We start from the raw sequence: 20,164 nt of genomic DNA, 5'->3' as shown, positions 1-20,164 counted from the left end.
GTTTTGTAACGGAAGTTTTACTTCTTCAGCCCTTCTTGCAGCATATTCAACATCTCGCCCGCCGACATGCGGCCGCTGACGTCGCTGCCTTCGAGCAGGCTGTCGGCCAGGTCGCGCTTGTGCTGGTGCAGGTCGACGATGCCGCCCTCGATGGTATGCCGCGCCACCAGTCGGTAGATGGTCACCGGGCGCAGCTGGCCCATGCGGTGCGCACGGTCCGACGCCTGGTCCTCGACCGCCGGGTTCCACCACGGATCCATGTGGATCACGTAATCGGCCGCCGTCAGGTTGATGCCGACGCCGCCGGCCTTCAGGCTGATGAGGAAAACGTCGCCCTCGCCGGCCTGGAACGCATCGACGCGCTTCTTGCGGTCCATCATCGCGGTCGAGCCGTCGAGGTATTGATAGCCGATGCCCTGCGCATCCAGATGCTCGCGGATCAGCGCCAGGTGGTCGACGAACTGGCTGAACACCAGCACCTTGTGCTTGTTCTCCAGCAGCCCTTCCAGCAGATGCGCGAACGCCGCCAGCTTGCTGCTGGCCAGCTTCAGCTCCGGCGCCACGAGATTGGGATTGCAGCAGGCGCGGCGCAGCTTCATGATCTCGGCCAGGATCTGGATCGACTTCTTCTCGGCCGGGCCTTCGACGGCGGCCAGGTTTTCCAGCGCGGAGCGGCGCAGCGATTCGTACAGCGCCGTTTCGTCCTTCGACAGATCGACTTCCAGCGTAATCTCGGTGCGCGGCGGCAGCTCGGTCAGCACCTGCGACTTGGTGCGGCGCAGGATGAAGGGCTGGATCAGACGGCGCAAACGGTTGCGCGCGCCCAGTTCGGCGCGATGGTCCTGCGGCTTCTCGATCGGCGCCGCGAAGCGCAGGTTGAATTGCTCGATGCTGCCCAGCAGGCCCGGATTGATGAAGCGGAACAGGTTCCACAGCTCGCCGAGGTGGTTTTCCAGCGGCGTGCCGGTGGCGATCATGCGGAAGTCGCCCTTCAGCGCCATCACCGCCTGCGAACGTTTGGTGGCGCCGTTCTTGATCGCCTGCGCCTCGTCAAGCACGATGGTGTTCCACTGCACGCCGGCGAACAGCGCCGACTCCAGCTGCAACAGGCCGTAGCTGGCCACGATCAGATCGTATGGCTTGGCGTTGGACAGCGTCTCGGCGCGGTCGCCGGCGCCGAACATGGTCACGTTCAAGGTCGGCGCGAAGCGGGCCGCCTCGCTGATCCAGTTCATGCAGACCGAGGTCGGCGCGATCACCAGCGTCGGGCCCTGCGGCGCGCGCGACAGGATCAGCGCCAGCGCCTGCAGGGTTTTGCCCAGGCCCATATCGTCCGCCAGGCAGGCGCCCACGCCCCAATGCGCAAGGCGCGCCAGCCAGTTGAAGCCCTCCAGCTGATAGTCGCGCAACTCCGCCTGCAAAGTGCTCGGCAGCTGCGGCACGAAGGCTTCCTGCTGCTGCATGCGCGCCAGGTGCTCCTTCCACAGCTTGTCGGATTTGAGTCCGCCGACATCGTCGGCCAGCTCCTCCAGCGCGAACGCGGCCAAGGGATGCACGCGCACGCCGTCGGGCGTGAGTTCGCCGTAGGCAGAGACCTCCAACAGTCGCCGATGTAATTCCTCGGTCAGCGCCAGGTAGCGGTTTTCGCCCAGTTCGACGAAGCGGCCATGGCTCTTCTCCATCATCTCCAGCAGCTTGCGCAGGTCCAGCACCTGGGTTTCATCGACCTGCAATTCGCCGCTGGCCGCGAACCAGTCCTTGTTGCTCTTGATGGCGAGGCGCAGCTGCTTGGTCTCGACCTTGGCGGTGACGCGGAAGCTCTCGCCCTCCGGCCAGGCGATGACGATGCTGTCCGGGTTCAGCGCCTGCAACTCCACCAGCAATTGCAGGCACAGCGCCGGTTGGCCCAGCAGCCACTCGTCGTGCTCGCGTTCGGCCGATTCCAGCACCGGGCATTTGGCGATCAGGTCACGTTCGGCGTCGCGCTCGTCGATCAGCTTGCGGCGCGCCTGCACCGGTTTGCCGTTGACATCGGCGATCAGGCTGTCGGCGCCGGCGCCGGGCGCGTAGTAGGCGCCGGTCGGCAGCGGCCGCACCAGCACCTGCATCTTCAGGCCGTGCTGGTAAGGCAGCAGGTGCAGGTGCAGGCGCATGTCGGCGTCGACCTGCTCCATGTCCGGCGCGGCGCCGCCGATGTCCGACTGCACCGTCACCAGCGCGGAGATGGCGCTGATCGCCGCCAGCACCTGCTGCTCGGCGTGCGCCGGCACGTGCAGCGCGTCGCCGACGATGGCGGCGATGCGACGGTGTTCTTCGAGGATGTTGACCACGCGCAGACGGGTCGGCGTCTCCTTGCTGACGATGACGGAGGAGTTATCGTCGGGGATGGGCGGTTGCAGCCGCAGCTCCAGGTTGCCGGGGCTTTTCTTGATCAGCAGTTCCGGCTCGCCGGCCAGCATTTCGACGCGCGTGTCCGGCGCATCGGCCCAGAACAGCAGCGGGTGGCCGATCAGCGCCACGGCGGCGCGCTGCGGATCGATCTCGTAGGCCAGGCCGCTGGACTGGTAGCTGCGGTGCGCCACCGAAATCGCTTCCGACGCGCGCACGTCCTGTGGCGTCAGGAAATCGAACTGCTCGGCCTCGAAGCGCAGCCGCTTCAGGCCGACGGCGCGGCCCTTGCTCCACAGGCCGCGCGCATCGCGCTTCTGTTCGACCGGCGCCACGTCGGTCAGGCCGTTGCGGTGGTCGTAGTTCAGCATCCATACCAGGCGGGTGCCGCCCGCCGCATCCGGCGTGCCGGGTTGCTGCAGGTTGATCAGCGCGGAAAGCTGGCGCTGCCAGGCTTCCTGCCGTTCGAACCAGATCGTCAGGTCGGGATAGCCGAGGCGCTTGCGCAGCGCGTTGGCGTGGGTCTGCTGTTCGGCGTCGCCGAGATGGCCCAGCAGCGCGGCGGCCTGGCCGGCGATGAACAGGTAGCCGGCGCGTTCCGCGTTCTGCGCCAGCTCCAGCAGTTGCGCGCGGCGCTCGGACAGCTGCGGCAGGGATAGCCAGAAGTACAGCAGGCATTGGAACATCTGCGTTTGCAGATCGGGTTGCCACGCCAGCGCCGCTACCGCGTCGGTCTGCATGGTGCCGGCGCGGATCTGGCGCAGCATGTCGATCTGCTGGTACACCGCCGTGTCGTGGTTCTGCGGCATGCGCAGCGCGATCTCCAGGTAGGCTTCCGCCGCCTTCAGGTGCTTGGCGTCGCCGCTGCGCAGCAGCGACAGCAAATACAGATGGCTGCCCATGCCGGCGAACAGGTGCTTGCGCTTGCCGGTGTCGCGCCGCAGCGTCTTCAGCGCCGCGTCGAAGCCGACGATGGCCGCGCCGCCGGCGCCGCGCAGCAATACGATCACGCTGGCCAGGTATTGGCTCTGCGGGCCGCCGGTGCGTTCCAGGTAGCGCTTGGCGTCGTCCAGGCGGCCGCACAGCAGTGCGTCTTCCGCCAGCACCATGCGCAGCTCGGGGCTGATGTCGTCCTTGATGCCGAGGCGGCGCTGCATGTGCTGTTCGCAGAATTCGCGCAGCACCGGCACGGTCAGCGGCTCGCGCTGGGCGTTTTGCAGCAGCACCGTCAGCACGTCGTCCTGCAGCAGCGGGTGCACGCGCGCCAGCATGCCCGGCTCGAACGGGCGGCCGAAGATGTCGACGATGGGGTGCAGCTGCGCCGCTTCGTAGCTGCCGAGGCAGAAGGCGAGGATAGGCTGGATCTGCTGCGGCGCCTGGCCGCGCAGCAGGCCCATACGAAGGCGCGCCATGCCGGCGCGGTAGCTGCGCGGCTCGGTGCTGTTCCAGGTCTGGCGCATCGGCACCAGTTCGTCGTAGGCGTTGCACAAGTCGTCCAGCGCGTGGGTGCCGATCGAGGCGCGGATCGCCGGCCAGCGCAGCTTGGGGTTGCAGACGAAGCCGCGCCCCGTCACCACGCTGATGAAGGCCAGCCGTTCCAGCTTGCGCATCGCTTCGTCCAGCGTGCCGACGCCGAAGGCGTGGCCGTCCTTGTCTTCGATGCGCGCCAGGTTCAGGTGGTCGAGGATGGCGGTGCGGCCCACCGGCTCGCCGATCAGGGCGAGCAGCGCGAGGATCATTTTTTCATTGAATTCTAGCGCGTCAAATTCGGCGAGCAGCTTTGGATCGGTCATGCGTGGTTTAGTCCTGCAGATTGTCGATGTGGACCGGCGCGGCGGTGGTGGCGTCGTGCAGGCCGAAGATCCGTTGGTAGAAGTACAGCTCCGACTCCAGCGTGCGGACGATGTTCTCGGCCTTGCGGAAGCCGTGGCCTTCGCCTTCCAGCGGCACGTACGCCACCGGCACGCCGCGCGCCTTCAGCGCGTCGACCATCATCTCCGATTGCTGCGGCGGCACCACCTTGTCGTCCAGGCCCTGGAAGAAGATCATCGGGCGCGCCAGCTTGTCGGTGTGGTTGATCGGCGAGCGCGCCTGGTACAAGGCTTCGGCCTGCGGCTGCGGTGCGATCAGGTATTCGTTGTAGTGCGATTCGAATTTGTGCGAGTCCTGGTCCAGGCCCTTCAGGTCGGATACGCCGTAGTAGCTGGCGCCGACCTTGAACACATTGTGGAAGGTCAGCGCGCATAGCGTGGTCAGGCCGCCGGCGCTGCCGCCGCGGATGATCAGGCGTTCGGCGTCGGCCAGGCCGCGTTCGACCAGCGCCTGCGCGCCGGCCACGCAGTCTTCGACATCGACGATGCCCCACTGGCCCTTGAGCAGGTCGCGGTAGGCGCGGCCGAAGCCGGTGCTGCCGCCGTAGTTCACGTCCAGCACGCCGAAACCCCGGCTGGTCCAGTATTGGGTCGCCAGTTTCAGCGTGTTGACGGTCATGCCGGTCGGGCCGCCGTGGCTGATGACGATCACCGGCGGCTTGCTGCCTTCCGGCGCTGTCACGTCGGCATTGCGCGGCGGGTAGAAGAAGGCGTGCGAGGTGCGGCCGCCGGCGCTCGGGTAGCTGATGCTGGTCGGGATCGAGAGGTTGGCCTGGTCCGGCAGTTCTTCGATCGACTGCGCCAGGATTTCCACGCCTTCCTCGGTGAAGTCGATGCGCGCCAGTTCCAGCGGGATCGTCGGGCCGCCGGCCAGCATGGCGATGTAGCCTTTGCCGACGCGCAGTTCGCGGATTTCTTCGTACGGGTTGGCGATGGCTTCCAGCTTGCCGCTGCCCGGCAGCAGGCGCGCCAGGCGGCTGACGCCCTTGTCGATATAGGTGCAGATGATTTCGTCGGCGGAGCGGAAGCCGTACATCGAGTTGCCGAAGGTCCAGTGCGGCGAGGCGAATTCGGCCTCCATCGGGCACAGGGCTTCGATGCGCTGGCGGTCGCGGCACAGGTGGTAAAGGTTCCACCAGCCGCTGCGGTCGGAGACGAAGTGCAGCAGGCCGTCCGGCGACCATTCGGGCTGGCAGATCGATTCGTCAGCGCCGCCGGCGATGCGCACCGGCGCGGCCAGCGTGCCGTCGGCCTGGATGTCGGCCAGCCACAGGGTCGTGCCCTGCCACGGCATGCGCGGATGGTCCCAGCTCAGCCAGGCCAGCGCCCCGCCATCCGGCGACAAGCGCGGCGACGAATAAAAGTCCGCGCCCTGCGCCAGCACCGTCTCGGCGCCCGCCGCCGCGCCGTCCGCGCCGCCCAGGCCGATCGCGCAGATCGTGTTGGTCGGCTGCGCGTGCTCGTCGTCGCCATGCAGCTCGCGCACGCCGATCAGCCGGCCGCGCGCGCGGTCGACCACGAAGTCGGCGAACCGCTGCTTGCCCGCCTGCGTCACCGCCAGCGGTACGATCTCGTCATCCCCCGCATCAATCCTGTAGACGCAGTTGTCCTTGAAGTGCGAAAAATACACCACCTCACCATCGACCGCATACGCCCCGCCGCCATATTCATGCACCCGCGTGCGTACATTGAACGGCGCCGGCGTCAACTCCTCGGTGGCCGCGCCGTGGAAGCGCAACAGCGTGTTGCGCCCCGCCTCCGCCGCGCGCCCGGCCAGCCAATAGATATCGCAGCCGTCCGCCCCGCCCAGCATCAGCGTCGACAGCGGCGTCGCCCCGGCCGCCACGCGCGCGGCGCTGATCGTCGACGGCCAGGCGCCGTAGGGGGCGATGGAAGGTAAGTGAGATGACATGGCGGCTCCAGATAGGCTCATTGCACGGTGCTAGGCATGATAGAGAAAGGGCGGATATTCTTCCAGCAAAAAAAATCCGACGGGGGATGCGATAATAGCCGCTTTCAGAATCCATGATTGCCTTCCATGCCACAATTTGCCCCGCTCCAGAATGACACCTTCTTGCGCGCATTGTTGCGCCAGCCGACCGACTACACGCCAGTATGGCTGATGCGTCAGGCCGGAAGGTATCTGCCTGAATACCGCGCCACGCGCGCCAAGGCCGGCTCCTTCATGGGACTGGCCACCAATCCCGACTACGCCACCGAAGTCACGCTGCAGCCGCTGGACCGCTTCCCGCTCGACGCCGCCATCCTGTTCTCCGACATCCTGACGGTGCCGGACGCGATGGGCCTGGGCCTGTACTTCGTCGAAGGCGAAGGCCCGAAATTCGAACGTCCGCTGCAAACCGAAGCCGACGTGCTGGCGCTGCGCGCGCCGGAACTGGGCTCGCTGGACTACGTATTCAAGGCCGTGACCCAGATCCGCACCGAACTGAACGGCCGCGTGCCGCTGATCGGCTTCTCCGGCAGCCCGTGGACGCTGGCCTGCTACATGGTCGAAGGCCAGGGCTCGCGCGAGTTCCACACCATCAAGAAGATGCTGTACAACCGCCCCGACCTGATGCACCACATCCTCAGCACCAACGCCAAGGCGGTGGCCGAGTACCTGAACGCCCAGATCGACGCCGGCGCGCAAGCGGTGATGATCTTCGATTCATGGGGCGGTGCGTTGGCCGACGGCGCCTACCAGGAGTTCTCGCTCAGCTACATGCGACAGGTGGTATCGCTGCTCAAACGCGACAAGGACGGCGTCAAGATCCCGGCCATCGTCTTCACCAAGGGCGGCGGCCAGTGGATCGAGCAGATCGCCGACATCGGCGCCGACGCGGTCGGCCTGGACTGGACCGTCAATCTGACCCAGGCCCGCAAGCTGGTCGGCCACAAGGTCGGCCTGCAAGGCAACCTGGACCCGGCGATCCTGTTCGCCAGCCCGGAACAGATCAAGACCGAAGTGCACAAGGTGCTGGACGCCTTCGGCAAGCCTGACGCCGACGGCAGCGGCCACGTCTTCAACCTCGGCCACGGCATTTCGCAATTCACCCCGCCGGAGAACGTGGCGGCGATGGTCGAGGCTGTCCACAGCCACAGCAAAGCGCAGCGCGCTTCCTGAGCTCGGCCGTAGACTGGGGGCACGTTTCGAACGAAGCGTGCCCTTTTTCATTGGCGGGCAATACCGACTTATGCACAATTTTTTTTGCTGTGGAAATAATAGGCAGTGCATTTTCGTCAGCCTCTGGGGATATCGTAAGTTATTGATTATTAACGATAATTAAAGAGGTTATTCAGGCAACATTTAGCAAGTCCTAAACTCTGCAATGACAGTGAATGTAGTTTATTTCTTCATTGTCCACAAAGTTATCCACAAAAACTGTGGATAAAAAATAAAATGGCTTAGTAAACCGTGACTTAGCCATAATGTTGCAGATCCGCCCGAGGTTTATGTTGCGCTGCACGATTTTTAGGCAAAAATAGCTTCCGTGAAAAGCGTATTGATATTGCGCAAACCTTAGTGATGAGGCACGCATAAAATTTGGCCTGATTGTGCTTTGCAGTATAGAAGAATAGGCTCCAAAAAGTGCTTGATTTTGGTGAAAAAAGCATCCTAAATACTTCACTTATGCACAGCCGGGACAGAAAACCGCGAATTTTTCCTCTCCTAGCAGGCATTTTCCAAGTGATTGATTTTAAAGAGAAAAAATTTTGAATTTTTGCCCGGTTTACGACCGTACCAAGTTGGATGTCAGTGCTTTCCGGAGATTAAGATTCCTTTGTCCACAAAGTTATCCACAAAAACTGTGGACACTTCAAAGCGCCCCGGCGATGACGGTATTGGTGCCCGTGTCGCGCCTGAATTTTCTACTGTGACGGCACCCATGTCCGGACTTTTCCACCATTGCATTCTGCAGATCGCGCTTGATACGCCGCTGAATGCGATTTTCGATTACCGCTGGCATTGCGACGCCGCAGAGCAGCCGCAGGTCGGCCAGCTGGCGCTGGTGCCGTTCGGCCGCCGCGAGGTGATGGGATTGATCGTCGGCGTCGCCGCCGAGACCGATGTGCCGGCCGAAAAGCTGAAGGATGCGCTGGCCGTGCGTAGCCAGCTCGGGCCGCTGTCGCCGCAATGGCTGGCGCTGGCCGGCTTCGCCGCCGACTATTATCAGCGTCCGCTGGGCGAGGTGGCGCTGCCGGGCCTGCCGAAGAACCTGCGCGTGCTGACCACGGTGGCGCTGGACCGCGCGCTGAAGAAGCTGGCCAAGCACGACACGCCGCACGATGGCACGCCGTTGAACATGCCTGTGCTTAACCCGTCGCAGCAGGAGGCGGCCGACGCCATCGGCGGCGCCGAGGGCTTCAAGCCCACCTTGCTGTACGGCGTGACCGGCAGCGGCAAGACCGAAGTCTATCTGCAAGCCTGCGCGCAAGTGCTGGCGCGCGAGCCGGACGGCCAGATCCTGATCCTGGTGCCGGAAATCAATTTGACGCCCCAGCTGGAAGGAAATATCCGCGCCCGCTTCCCCGGCGTGATGCTGGCCACCTTGCACAGCAGCCTGTCCGAAGGCGAGCGCATGCTGCACTGGCTGGCGGCGCACCAGGGCAAGGCGCGCATCGTGCTGGGCACGCGGCTGGCGATCTTGGCCTCGCTGCCGAACCTGAAGATGATCGTCATCGACGAGGAACACGATCCGTCGTACAAGCAGCAGGAAGGTTTGCGCTATTCGGCGCGCGATCTGGCCGTATGGCGCGCCTGGCAGCTCGGCATCCCGATCGTGCTGGGGTCGGCGACGCCGTCGCTGGAGAGCTGGCATCACGCGCAATCCGGCCGCTACCGCAAGCTGGAGCTGCGCGAACGCGCCGTCAAGAACGCGGTGCTGCCGACGGTCAAGCTGCTGGACATGGAGCGCGACAAGCCCAAGGATGGGCTGACCTCGCACCTGATTGCGGCCATCAAGCAACGCATGGAGCGCGGCGAGCAATCGCTGCTGTTCCTGAACCGTCGCGGCTATGCGCCGGTGATCTGCTGCGAATCCTGCGGCTGGATCAGCGAATGCACGCGCTGCACCTCGTTCATGGTGCTGCATCGCCCGGAGCACCGGCTGCGCTGCCACCATTGCAGCCTGGAGCTGCGCATCCCGCGGCATTGCCCGACCTGCGGCAACGTCGACCTGCAACCGCTGGGACGCGGCACGCAGCGCGTCGAGGAAGGATTGCAGGCGCTGTTCCCGGAAGCGCGGGTGTTGCGCATCGACGCCGATTCCACTCGCAAGAAGGGCAGCGCGCAGGAGGCCTTCGACACCGTGCACCGGGGCGAGGTGGATATCCTGATCGGCACGCAGATGGTGGCCAAGGGGCACGACTTCAAACGGCTGACGCTGGTCGGCATCCTGAATCCGGACACGGCGCTGTTTTCGCAGGACTACCGCGCCAGCGAGCGGCTGTTCGCGCAGCTGATGCAGGTGGCGGGCCGCGCCGGCCGCGCCGCGCAGACCGAAGGCGGCAGCGCCAGCGAGGTGCTGATCCAGACCCGTTATCCGCAGCACCCGCTGTACGGCGCGGTGGTGGCGCATGATTACGACCACTTCGCCACGGCGCTGCTGGAGGAGCGCGAGCAGGCCGCGTTGCCACCGTATCTGTACCAGGCGCTGCTGCGCGCCGAGGCGCCCGAGCTGGCCACGGCGATCGAGTTTTTGAACATCGCCAAGGATTGCGTCGAGCATCCGGGCATCACGATCAACGATCCGATCCCGATGAGCATGACGCGGGTGCACAACGTCGACCGTGCGCAGTTGCTGGTGGAGTCGGCGTCAAGGCCGATGCTTCAAGCCTTTCTGCGAGAGTGGCTGCTCACTCTACGGGAGATGAAGAGCCGCGTGAAGTGGTCGCTGGAAGTCGATCCGCTGGATATCTAGCGCTGGAGATAGCGCCGCGCGGTGGCGACGATCTGCTCGGTCAGCGCGCGGGTGAACGGCGTGTCCAGGTTCCAGGCGTGCCAGTTCAGCGCCACGTCGACGTGATGGCCGGGCGCCAGATCGACCAGGCGGCCGTCGCCCAGCGCGGCGGACACTTGCGCCAGCGGCATCAGGCCGTAGGCCAGGCTGCCGTCGATGCATTCCCTGCTGGCGGCCGACGGCGGCATGATGTGGTGAGGGTAGGAACCGTTCAGGTCCAGCGCCTCGCGCAGGAATTGCGCCATCAGATCCGGGTCGCTAACCACGGCCGGCGTCAGGCGCACAGCCTCGGCGGACAACCCTTCGCCGAACCAATGCCCGGCGAACAGCGGCGTCGCGACGCAGACGTAGCGCATCGTACCCAGCGGAGTGATCTCGGGCCCGTTGGCGTGCGGCTCCGCATGCCCGTCGGCGGCGGCGACGCAGCCGAACACGCTGCCTTCGTGCACCAGATGCAAGGCCATCTGCTGGCTCGCCTGCTGCACCTTCAACTGGCAGCGCGGCGGCGACAGCAGCGGCAGCAAACTCATGGGGAACCAGGTCGCCAGGCTGGCGGCATCGACGGCCAGCGCGATTTCAGGCATGCTGACCTTGTTACCGAGGTCGATGTCCAGCGCCGCCTCCATCAGCTTGACGTTGCGGTGGTGCGACACCAGCCGCTGGCCCAGCCCGGTCGGCACGGCCGGCTGGCCGCGCACGATCAGCAGACGGCCGCTGGCGTCTTCCAACGCCTTGATCCGCTGCGAGACCGCCGACTGGCTGATGCCCAGCGCCAGGGCCGCCTTTTCGAAGCTGCCCTGGCTGGCGACAGCGTCCAGCACGGCCAGCGCGCGATAGTCCAAGGTTCCCATAAGCGGCACTTATAAAATTTGAAAACAATAAGTAATACTAATACTGTTTTGCCTCAAAGTAAAACTTCATCACGCAATCGGAGTAGACTCTCGATCATGAAAACCATACGCACCGAAGTCGCCGTGATCGGCGCAGGCACCTCCGGCATGACCGGCTATCGCGCCGCCAAGGCCGGCGGCAAACAGACGCTGATGATCGAAGCCAACGTCTACGGCACCACCTGCGCCCGCGTCGGCTGCATGCCGAGCAAGCTGCTGATTTCGGCGGCCGACGCGGCGCATGCGATGCTGGCGGCGCCGGCGTTCGGCGTGCATCCGGGCGACGTGCGGGTCGACAGCAAGGCCGTGATGGCGCGGGTGCGGAGCGAACGCGACCGGTTTGTCGGCTTCGTCGTCGCCGGCGTCGAAGCTTCGCCGGCCGAGGACAGGATACTCGGCCACGCGCGCTTCGTCGGCCCGAACCAGTTGCAAATCGACGAGCACACGCTGATCGAGGCGGAACGCTTCGTGATCGCCACCGGTTCCTCGCCGATCGTGCCGGATGAATGGCAACAGGCCGGGCCGCGCGTGATCAGCAGCGACCATGTGTTCGACTGGGAGGACTTGCCGGAGTCGGTGGCCGTGGCCGGCACCGGCGTGATCGGGCTGGAGCTGGGCCAGGCGCTGCACCGCCTCGGCGTGCGCGTGACCGTGTTCGGGCGCGGCGGCAGCGTGGCGCAATTGAGCGATCCGGATGTGCTGGACGTGGCGCGCAGCGTCATGCTCGAGGAGCTGGACGTGCGCTTCAAGACGCGTCTGGTCAAGGTCGAGGCGCACGGCGACGGCCTGGCGGTCACCAGCGAAGACACCAACGGCGACCAGCAGGTCGAGCATTTCAGCTACCTGCTGTCGGCCATCGGGCGCCGTCCGAACGTGCACAAGCTGGGGCTGGAGCACACCGGCCTGGCGCGCGACCACCACGGCATCCCGCTGTACGACAAGCAGACCATGCAGTGCGGCACCTCGGCGATCTTCATCGCCGGCGACGCCAACGACGAGCGGCCATTGCTGCCGGAAGCGGCCGACCAGGGCCGCATCGCCGGCGACAACGCGGCGCGCTGGCCGGAAGTGCGGCCGGGCCTGCGCCGCACGCCGCTGACGATCGCCTTCACCGAGCCGCAAATCGCCACCGCCGGCGCCAGTTACGCCGAGCTGTGCATCACGCACGCCGGCCGTTTCGCGGTCGGCAAGGTGTCGTTCGAGAACCAGGGCCGCAGCCGCGTGATGCTGCAAAACAGGGGTGCACTGCGGGTCTACGCGGAATTCCGCAGCGGCCGCTTCCTCGGCGCCGAGATGGTCGGCCCGCGCGCCGAGCACATCGGCCATTTGCTGGCCTGGGCGGTGCAGGCGCGGCTGACGGTGGAGGCGATGCTGGACATGCCGTTCTACCATCCGGTGGTGGAGGAAGGCGTGCGCACCGCCTTGCGCGATCTGGCGCACCACCTCGCCAACGAGCCGGCGCACGACCATCCTTGCGTGGATTGCACGCCCGCGCCGTGATCTTTATTGTTAAAGCAAAGATACAAAAAGTTCACACATTTTAAGCTGAAAAGCCGTATGCTCTCGCATCGATAACCCCTGATGCGGCAATGAAGATACGCAAAGTGACGGCTGCCGATTTGAAATTGGGCATGCTGATCCCGTGGAATGTGTACGGAGAAAACGGCGTCCTGCTGGTGCGCAAGGGCCATATGATCTCCAGCGCCAACCAGATCGCCTACCTGATCGAGCGCGGCTGCTTCGAGGACCATGACGACCGCTCGGCATCCCCGGAACCGCCGTCGGCGCTGCGCAAGCTCAACGCCGCCTGCGTGGAGCTGCCGCCGCTGCTGGACGCCGTGGCGCGCCGCGCCGCGCCGCCCGATCTGCGCCGCAGGCTGGAAGATATCGCGACGCTGGTGCACGATGCCGTGCATTTAAGCGCCGATGTCGCCACCGCCGCCGTGCTGCACAACCAGCGCCAGGCCACCTACGCGGCGCGCCACAGCGTCAACACCGCCGTGGTGTCGGTGATCCTGGCCAAGGCGCGCCAGCGCTCGCGCGCCGACATCCTCAGCATCACGCTGGCCGCGCTGACCATGAACGTCGGCATGCTGGCGCAGCACCAGCGCTGGCACGACAGCGGCGCCGCGCTGGCCGCCGCCGACCGCGCCGGCATGCTGTCCCATCCCGAACTCGGCGTCGACCTGCTGCGCGCCGCCGGCATCCACGATGAGGCCTGGCTCGGCTGCGTGCTGCACCACCACGAAAACGAGGACGGCACCGGCTACCCGCTGGGCAAGGTCGGCGCGCAGATTCCGCTGCCGGCCAAGCTGCTGGCGCTGGCCGACCGCTACTGCGCCCGCGTTTCCGAGCGCGGCTACCGCCCCACGATGACCGCCAACGCCGCGCTGCGCGACATCCTGCTGGAAACCCGCACCACGCTGGACAGCAACCTGGCCTCGCTGATGATCCGCGAACTCGGCATCTATCCGATCGGCAGCTACGTGCGCATGATTAACGGTGAGGTGGGGGTGGTGTCGCGGCGCGGCCTGCAATCGACCACGCCGCATGTGGAGTCGGTGCTTGGCCCGCGCGGCGCGCCGCTGGACGTGTTTCTCCAGCGCGACACGCGCAACGAACTGCATACCATCCGGGAAGTATTGTCCAATGCACAAGTGGCGGCGCTGGCGGCGCCGCCGTTGCGCATGGAACAGGTGTGGGGACGGGCCGCCGCCGTGTAGCTGCTGCTTAATTCAGCATCGCGTCGAGCCGGCCCTGCGAGGCCAGGTCGCGCAGCATGCCGATGGTGTCGATATCCGACTCGACATAGGCGGAACGGCGGAACTCGTCGTACATCGCGTTGGCGGCATCGGTGGCCGCGTCGTGGCCGTCCTCGTAGCGGAAGCGCACGAACAGCGTTTCCTCGGTCGGCGCCTCGATGGTCATGGTCAGGCTGGACTCGCTGATGTCCTGCTGCGCCGCCACCAGATAGCTGACCCGGCGCATCGGTTCCAGCACCACCCGGTCCTCGATCACCAGCTCGCCGTAGCGCAGGCGGCGGCGGAAGCTGTTCTCGGTGCGCTCGTCGATGATGCACTCGTCCAGGTGCGGCACGAACAGCTTCGGCGATTCGGCGCGCAGCACCAGGCCGCGCCACAATTGCTGGATGCTGAGCGCGTCGATCAGCGGGTTCAGCGGGTCGTTAATTTCAATCAGATGTTCGAATTTCATAGGGCAACCGTATAAAAGCCTGCGCAGCGCGCAATATCCCAACATGGTAACGCAAATGGTATTTTCAACACCTGCGCGGCGTCACACCATGCGACCGGGCCGGCGCTGCTACAATGGTCGGCTGTTCCCCTGCCAGATCGCCTCCCGATGTCCAAAGCGCCACAATTCGGCCTCAATGTCCCGCAAAGCGAGGCCGTCATGTATCTCGACGGCCCGTGCCTGGTGCTGGCCGGCGCCGGCTCGGGCAAGACGCGCGTGATCACGCAGAAGATCGCCCACCTGATCGAGGACCGCGGCTACGATCCGCGCACCATCGCCGCCCTGACCTTCACCAACAAGGCGGCGCTGGAGATGCAGGAGCGGATCGCCAAGCTGCTCAAGCAGCCGCGCCAAGCCAAGCAGTTGACGGTGTCGACCTTCCACTCGCTGGGGGTCAAGATCCTGCGCCAGGAAGCCAACGGCGTCGGCCTGAAGGACCGCTTCTCCATCATGGACAGCGACGACTGCGGCTCGCTGATCCAGGATCTGGCCATCACCACCGACAAGCAGCTGATCCGCCGCATCCAGACCGACATTTCGTTGTGGAAGAACGGCCTGGTCGAGCCGGCGATCGCCTTGCAGAACGCCAAGGACGAGGACGAGGCGCAGTCGGCGCGCATCTATGGCAGCTATGTCGCCACGCTGTCGGCCTACCAGGCGGTGGACTTCGACGATTTGATCCGGCTGCCGGTGGAGCTGTTCCGCAGCAACGAGCCGGTGCGCGACAAGTGGCAGCGCCGCCTGCGCTACCTGCTGATGGACGAGTACCAGGACACCAACACCTGCCAGTACGAGCTGGTCAAGCTGCTGGTGACGGGCGTCGGAAAGAAGCCGATGTTCACCGCCGTGGGCGACGACGACCAGGCGATCTACGCCTGGCGCGGCGCGTCGGTGGAAAACCTGAAGACGCTGCAGACCGACTTCCCCGATCTGCAGGTGATCAAGCTGGAGCAGAACTACCGCTCGACCACCCGCATCCTGCAGGCGGCCAACGCGGTGATCGGCAACAATCCGAAACTGTTCGAGAAATCGCTGTGGTCGGAGCACGGCCTGGGCGAGCCGATCAACGTGCTCGGCATGGCCAACGACGACCAGGAAGCCGAGCAGGTGGCGATCATGATCTCGGCCGACCACTTCCAGCGCAAGAACAAGTGGTCCGACTACGCGATCCTGTATCGCGGCAACCACCAGGCGCGCATCATCGAACAATCGCTGCGCAAAGAGCGGATTCCGTACACCATCTCCGGCGGGCAGTCGTTCTTCGACAAGGCCGAGATCAAGGACATCATCAGCTACCTGCGCTTGCTGGCCAACACCGACGACGACCCGGCCTTCATCCGCGCCGTCACCACGCCGCGGCGCGGGGTCGGCCAGTCGACCATGGAAACGCTGGGCACCTTCTCGGGCCAGTGGCAGTGCTCGCTGTTCGAGGCCGTGTTCAAGGGCGGCATCGAGGGTTTGCTGGTGGATCGTCAGCTCAATCCGCTGCGCGACTTCTGCAACTTCATCAACAACCTCGAGGCGCGCGCCAGCCGGCCGGGGCCGAGCGGCAGCGGCGACAACGCGGCGCAGGTGCTGGACGATCTGCTGGAAGCGATCAACTACGAGTCCTATCTGTACGACATGTTCGACGAGCGCGCGGCGCAGAGCAAATGGCAGAACGTGATGGAGTTCACCAACTGGCTCAAGGAGCGCGGCCGGGGCGGCAAGGACCGCGACGGCGACGAGAAGAACGTGCTGGAGCTGACGCAGATGGTGGCGTTGATGTCGATGCTCGAAGGCCAGGACGAGGATCCGGACGCGGTGCGCATGTCGACCCTGCACGCGTCCAAGGGGCTGGAGTATCCGCACGTGTTTCTGGTGGGGGTCGAGGAAGGCATCCTGCCGCACAAGGGCGATCCCGATGCGCCGGCCGAGACCATCGCCGCGCGGGTGCAGGAGGAGCGGCGCCTGATGTACGTCGGCATCACGCGCGCGCAGCGCACCTTGCAGATCACCTGGTGCAAGAAGCGCAAGCGCGGCGGCGAGCAGGTGCATTGCGACCCGTCGCGCTTCATCAAGGAGATGGCGCTGGACGTGGGCACGGCGGCGCCGATGGACTCGGAAGTGATCACGCCGAAAGAACGCCTGGCGCGCATGAAGGAATTGCTCGCCACCCCCAAACCCGAGAAGGAGTCGTAGTGAGTACCGAGGACCGTTTCATCGATATCGAAATCAAACTGGCGCACCAGGAGCACACGGTGGAGTCGCTGAACCAGCGTGTCTACGAGCAGCAGCAACAGATCGACAAGCTGGAGCAGATGGTCGCCGCGCTGGTGCAGCACGTGCGCAACCAGGCCGAGACCGGAGGCGGCGGCGCCGCCGCCCACGAACCGCCGCCGCATTACTGATAATTTTTCTGCCAAGGTAAGTATGGGTTACACTAAGTTGTTAAAAACTTAAGCCTTGCTTCCCGATGAACGAAGGACTGGCCATCGCGCCGCACGACACCAGCCCCGCCTCCGCGCCGGCACCCATCAAATTCTTTGTCGTATCGCGGCGCAAGCTGATGGTGCTGTACCTGGCCACATTGGAATGGAAATCCGCACCGACGGCCGGCATAATGACGGCGCTGATCGTGATTTCCGATACGCTGGATCGTTGCGCATCCCGCTCGATCGGCTCGCCTGTCACCGACATCCTGTCGTTGTTGATCATGCTCCCGCTGCTGGCCTATTTCCTCAGCGTGCAGGACCAGATCAATCTGGTTTGCGGCGATCCCGAAGGCGAAGGCAATGCCCGCTTCACGGCCGCCAACTACGGCTGGATCGCGCTTGGCGCGGTGTTCTGGCTGTTCGCATTGATCGGCCTGTTAATGCCGGGTTGACTACGCATCGTCCTTGGAGTAATCGCAAGTCGCGCTTATAGTTCATCCGCTAGATTAGAATGTAATCCAGTGGATGACATCATGATCAGCTCCTTCAAGCACAAGGGTTTGCTCGCATTCTTCTGCAACGATGATCGACGCGCCATGCCGACGGCGTCGGCGGCGCGCATCTCAAGAATTCTCGACCGGCTGGATGCGTGCTCAAAGCCAGAAGACATGGACGTACCGGGTTACAAATTTCATCCGCTAAAAGGCAACCGCACAGGAGCTTACGCAGTCGCTGTTTCAGGCAATCTGCGCGTCACTTTCAGATTTGATGACGGGAATGCGATCGAAGTAAATTTGGAGGACTATCACTGATGAAATCACTGAGGAATTCCATGCGCCGGCCGACGCACCCTGGTGCCATATTGCGCGAAGACATACTCCCTGCGCTGAAAATGACCCAAACGGAACTCGCGCAACTTATTGGCGTAAGCCGTCTAAGCATCTCGGAACTGCTACGCGAAAAGCGCGCATTGTCGCCGGAAATGGCGGTCCGGATCGCGACGTTGCTCCGTACTAGTCCTGAAAGTTGGCTGCGAATGCAGGAAGCCGTCAGCTTGTGGGAAGTGCGGCAGGACGCGGAAAAGCTGGCGGCCATCAAGCCGCTCAGCAAGTCGCGCCTGGACCTCGTTCCTTAAGCCAGCACCGCGCGGATGGCCTCGACCGCCAGCGCGTGGTCTTCCGCCTGCGGCAGGCCGGACACGGTCACCGTGCCGACGATGCCGACGTTGCGGATGATCAGCGGGAAGGCGCCGCCGTGCGCCGCGTAGTCTTCGACGGCGTAGTGCTTGGCGTCCTCGAACACCGCGTTGCGGTGCTTGTGGTCGACGCCGACGTAGTAGGAACTGCGGCCCCAGCGCGCCACCACGTTGTTCTTGCGGCGGATCCAGTCGGCCTGGTCGCCGTGGGTGCCGTCCATCGCATGATGGAACAGCACCAGTCCATTGCGCGTGATGTCGACCGCCACCGCCTTGTTCTTCTGTTTCGCCAGCTCCACCATCTTCAAGCCCAGCGCCAGCGCGGTCGCGTTGGTGAAGGTGGTGAATTGTAATTCCTGTTCCTGCTGCTTGAGCGTGTCCAGCAGCGACGCGTAGTTTTCCATGATCGTCATATCGTTGTGGTGTGCAAGCGCCAGTGTAGCCTAGCGCCGGGCGGAACGGGGAACCTGCGGAAAGATTGCCGAAAAAGCATCTGCGGGTGCGTTATACTGGCCTGCCTGCAAGCCGCAGCCCGCCTCACTTTCAGCCCTCTGCCCCATCCATGCACATTGAAGTCGCCTCCCTGCTGTTCGTCATGACGCTCAATCTGTTGACGATAGCGGTGGCCCTGCCCGCCTTCATGGGACGGGTCAACCGGCCGGCGCGGTTCGCCCAGGCCGGCGTCGCGCTGCAGGCGGCGGGTTGGGTGCTGTTGCTGCTGTCCAGCCTGGCCGAGCCGTCCTCCTGGCAGGACCGCGTGGTGTCGACGCTGTCGATGGCCGGCATCGCCGCCGGCATGGCCTACAACGCGATCGCCTTCGACCTGTGGTGCGGCCGCGTCGCCTTCGCGCGCGCCCCGGCGGTGATCGCGGTGCTGCTGACCGCCGGCTACGGCATCGGCTTCGACAGCTATCCGTTCCGCGTCGGCTGGGCCAACGGCCTGTTCACCCTGCAAATGGCGATCGTGGTGGCCTCGCTGTGCCGCAAGCCGCTGGTGCCGGTCGGGCGCTGGCGCTGGCTGCTGGTGATCTCGCTGTTGGCGCAGATGACCGTCACCGGCTGGCGCGGCGTGCTGGGCGCGTTCTATACCGCCGACTTCCCCAACTTCTTCGCGCCGCACATGGTCAATCTGTTCTTCGGGCTGGTGGCCAACATCACCGTGGTGCTGTCGCTGGCCGCGTTGCTGCTGGCGCACCGCGACGAGGCCGCGCGCGAACTGGAACGCCTGGCCACCACCGACGGCCTGACCGGCGTGCTCAACCGCCGCGCCTGGCTGACGCAGGCCGCGATCGACCTGACCATGGGCGAACGCTACCGGCAGCCGGTGGGCGTGCTGATGGTCGACCTCGATCACTTCAAGCAGATCAACGATCACTACGGCCACGCCGGCGGCGACGGCGCCCTGCAGCTGTTCGCCGAGGCGCTGCGCGCGGTGGCGCGCACCGGCGACGTGTATTGCCGTTACGGCGGCGAGGAATTTTGCGTGCTGATGAACCAAGCCGACGCCGCCGCCGTGCGCGCTTTCGACCTGCGGCTGCGGGCGTGGTTGCACGAGGCGGCGCCGCGCCTGCTGGGCTATGCGTTGCCCTACAGCGCCGGCGTGGCGATGCGCTTGTCCGACGATGAAACCATCGAAGCGCTGTTGCGGCGCGCCGATTCGGCGTTGTACAGCGCCAAGGCCCTGGGCCGCAACCTGACGCTGAACCCGGACGAGCTGGATGAACCGGACATTCAGCCGTCCTTGTCGATGCGCGACTGAATCCGCTGCGCGCGGTCCGGCGACGACGGGTGCGAGCTGAACATGCTGTGCCCCGCGCCTAGGTGTAGGCAGTCTGCATCGACTTTTTCGAGTGGCCCAGTTGCACGTGGCCGATTTCATGGCCGACCACGGCGCGCAGCTCGTCGTCGGTCATGATGTCCATCAGGCCGGAGAACACGCAAGGAGGCCGCTTTGATCGCCAGACCGTCCGAGTTGGCGAACGCGCCGACAGCGCCAGCAAGGACTTGATTGAATTTTCCGAGCAGAACGTACGAAGGGATCCCATGAATACACTCCTCAAAAGTTGACTTTCGGGCGGAAAACGCAACACAATTCCGTCAAGAAATCATAGCGATATTCCTCGCGGCAACTTTAAGCGGAATCAACCGGGCGTCGGTCGGCAGGTCGCAGATTGCAGCCACGTACGAAACGGTC

The 20,164-nt window shown here is 64.7% G+C and carries 15 protein-coding genes and 1 pseudogene; 10 read left to right on the top strand and 6 right to left on the bottom strand.

Going from position 1 to position 20,164, the window contains the following annotated elements; all coding sequences use genetic code 11:
* Nucleotides 1–17: 17 nt before the first annotated feature.
* Entirely contained in the window at nt 18–4,181 is a 4,164-nt protein-coding gene (locus GW587_RS02900) for an SNF2-related protein (protein ID WP_166098280.1), read from the bottom strand.
* A gap of 7 nt (nt 4,182–4,188) precedes the next feature.
* Entirely contained in the window at nt 4,189–6,171 is a 1,983-nt protein-coding gene (locus GW587_RS02895) for a dipeptidyl-peptidase 5 (RefSeq protein ID WP_229259263.1), read from the bottom strand.
* A 126-nt stretch (nt 6,172–6,297) separates the two neighbouring features.
* Here GW587_RS02895 and hemE point away from each other — a divergent pair, with 126 nt between their 5' ends.
* Together hemE and GW587_RS02885 are read left to right on the top strand one after the other, a co-directional pair.
* Nucleotides 6,298–7,383, top strand: coding sequence for a uroporphyrinogen decarboxylase (hemE, locus tag GW587_RS02890; protein WP_166098275.1), 1,086 nt, complete (start codon nt 6,298–6,300; stop codon nt 7,381–7,383).
* Nucleotides 7,384–8,146: 763 nt separating this feature from the next.
* Nucleotides 8,147–10,180, top strand: coding sequence for a primosomal protein N' (locus GW587_RS02885; RefSeq protein WP_166098274.1), 2,034 nt, complete (start codon nt 8,147–8,149; stop codon nt 10,178–10,180).
* On the opposite strand, the gene GW587_RS02880 is transcribed toward GW587_RS02885, so the two are convergent.
* Entirely contained in the window at nt 10,177–11,070 is an 894-nt protein-coding gene (locus GW587_RS02880; RefSeq protein ID WP_166098271.1) for an ArgP/LysG family DNA-binding transcriptional regulator, read from the bottom strand. The two genes, GW587_RS02885 and GW587_RS02880, sit on opposite strands and share 4 nt — an antisense overlap.
* Nucleotides 11,071–11,166: 96 nt before the next feature.
* Here GW587_RS02880 and GW587_RS02875 point away from each other — a divergent pair, with 96 nt between their 5' ends.
* Both GW587_RS02875 and GW587_RS02870 read left to right on the top strand, forming a co-directional pair.
* Nucleotides 11,167–12,609 carry a dihydrolipoyl dehydrogenase gene (locus tag GW587_RS02875; RefSeq protein ID WP_166098268.1) on the top strand — a complete coding sequence of 481 codons (1,443 nt, stop codon included), beginning with the start codon at nt 11,167–11,169 and terminating at the stop codon, nt 12,607–12,609.
* Between the two features lie 89 nt (nt 12,610–12,698).
* Entirely contained in the window at nt 12,699–13,832 is a 1,134-nt protein-coding gene (locus GW587_RS02870; RefSeq protein ID WP_229259262.1) for an HD-GYP domain-containing protein, read from the top strand.
* 7 nt (nt 13,833–13,839) lie between these two features.
* Here GW587_RS02870 and GW587_RS02865 read toward each other — a convergent pair whose 3' ends face one another.
* Complete coding sequence (locus GW587_RS02865) at nt 13,840–14,322, bottom strand: SRPBCC family protein (protein ID WP_166098265.1); 483 nt, start codon at nt 14,320–14,322, stop codon at nt 13,840–13,842.
* A gap of 147 nt (nt 14,323–14,469) precedes the next feature.
* On the opposite strand from GW587_RS02865, the gene GW587_RS02860 reads away from it, so the two are divergent.
* From GW587_RS02860 to GW587_RS02840, 5 genes are all read left to right on the top strand, one after another.
* Nucleotides 14,470–16,542, top strand: a complete 2,073-nt coding sequence (locus GW587_RS02860) for a UvrD-helicase domain-containing protein (protein ID WP_166098263.1) — start codon at nt 14,470–14,472, stop codon at nt 16,540–16,542.
* Nucleotides 16,542–16,751, top strand: a complete 210-nt coding sequence (locus GW587_RS02855) for a SlyX family protein (RefSeq protein WP_371875536.1) — start codon at nt 16,542–16,544, stop codon at nt 16,749–16,751. The genes GW587_RS02860 and GW587_RS02855 overlap by 1 nt, the downstream gene beginning before the upstream one ends.
* Before the next feature lie 65 nt (nt 16,752–16,816).
* Nucleotides 16,817–17,227, top strand: a complete 411-nt coding sequence (locus tag GW587_RS02850; protein ID WP_166098260.1) for a hypothetical protein — start codon at nt 16,817–16,819, stop codon at nt 17,225–17,227.
* A gap of 81 nt (nt 17,228–17,308) precedes the next feature.
* Complete coding sequence (locus GW587_RS02845) at nt 17,309–17,587, top strand: type II toxin-antitoxin system RelE/ParE family toxin (protein ID WP_166098257.1); 279 nt, start codon at nt 17,309–17,311, stop codon at nt 17,585–17,587.
* Nucleotides 17,587–17,910, top strand: a complete 324-nt coding sequence (locus tag GW587_RS02840) for a HigA family addiction module antitoxin (protein WP_166098254.1) — start codon at nt 17,587–17,589, stop codon at nt 17,908–17,910. Before GW587_RS02845 ends, GW587_RS02840 begins: the two co-directional genes overlap by 1 nt.
* Here GW587_RS02840 and GW587_RS02835 read toward each other — a convergent pair.
* Nucleotides 17,907–18,383 carry a heme-degrading domain-containing protein gene (locus GW587_RS02835; RefSeq protein ID WP_229259261.1) on the bottom strand — a complete coding sequence of 159 codons (477 nt, stop codon included), beginning with the start codon at nt 18,381–18,383 and terminating at the stop codon, nt 17,907–17,909. The genes GW587_RS02840 and GW587_RS02835 overlap by 4 nt on opposite strands.
* Before the next feature lie 149 nt (nt 18,384–18,532).
* On the opposite strand from GW587_RS02835, the gene GW587_RS02830 reads away from it, so the two are divergent.
* Nucleotides 18,533–19,729 (top strand): GGDEF domain-containing protein, encoded by a 1,197-nt coding sequence (locus tag GW587_RS02830; protein ID WP_229259260.1) that lies wholly within the window; start codon nt 18,533–18,535, stop codon nt 19,727–19,729.
* A gap of 64 nt (nt 19,730–19,793) precedes the next feature.
* On the opposite strand, the pseudogene GW587_RS02825 reads toward GW587_RS02830, so the two are convergent.
* Nucleotides 19,794–19,907: pseudogene (locus GW587_RS02825) on the bottom strand (M48 family metalloprotease); the annotation flags it as partial.
* Between the last annotated feature and the right edge of the window lie 257 nt (nt 19,908–20,164).

This window comes from Duganella aceris (assembly GCF_011090165.1).
Lineage (GTDB): Bacteria > Pseudomonadota > Gammaproteobacteria > Burkholderiales > Burkholderiaceae_D > Rugamonas > Rugamonas aceris.
Note: the sequence above shows the minus strand (reverse complement) of the source record. Positions and strands in the feature narration are given on the sequence as shown.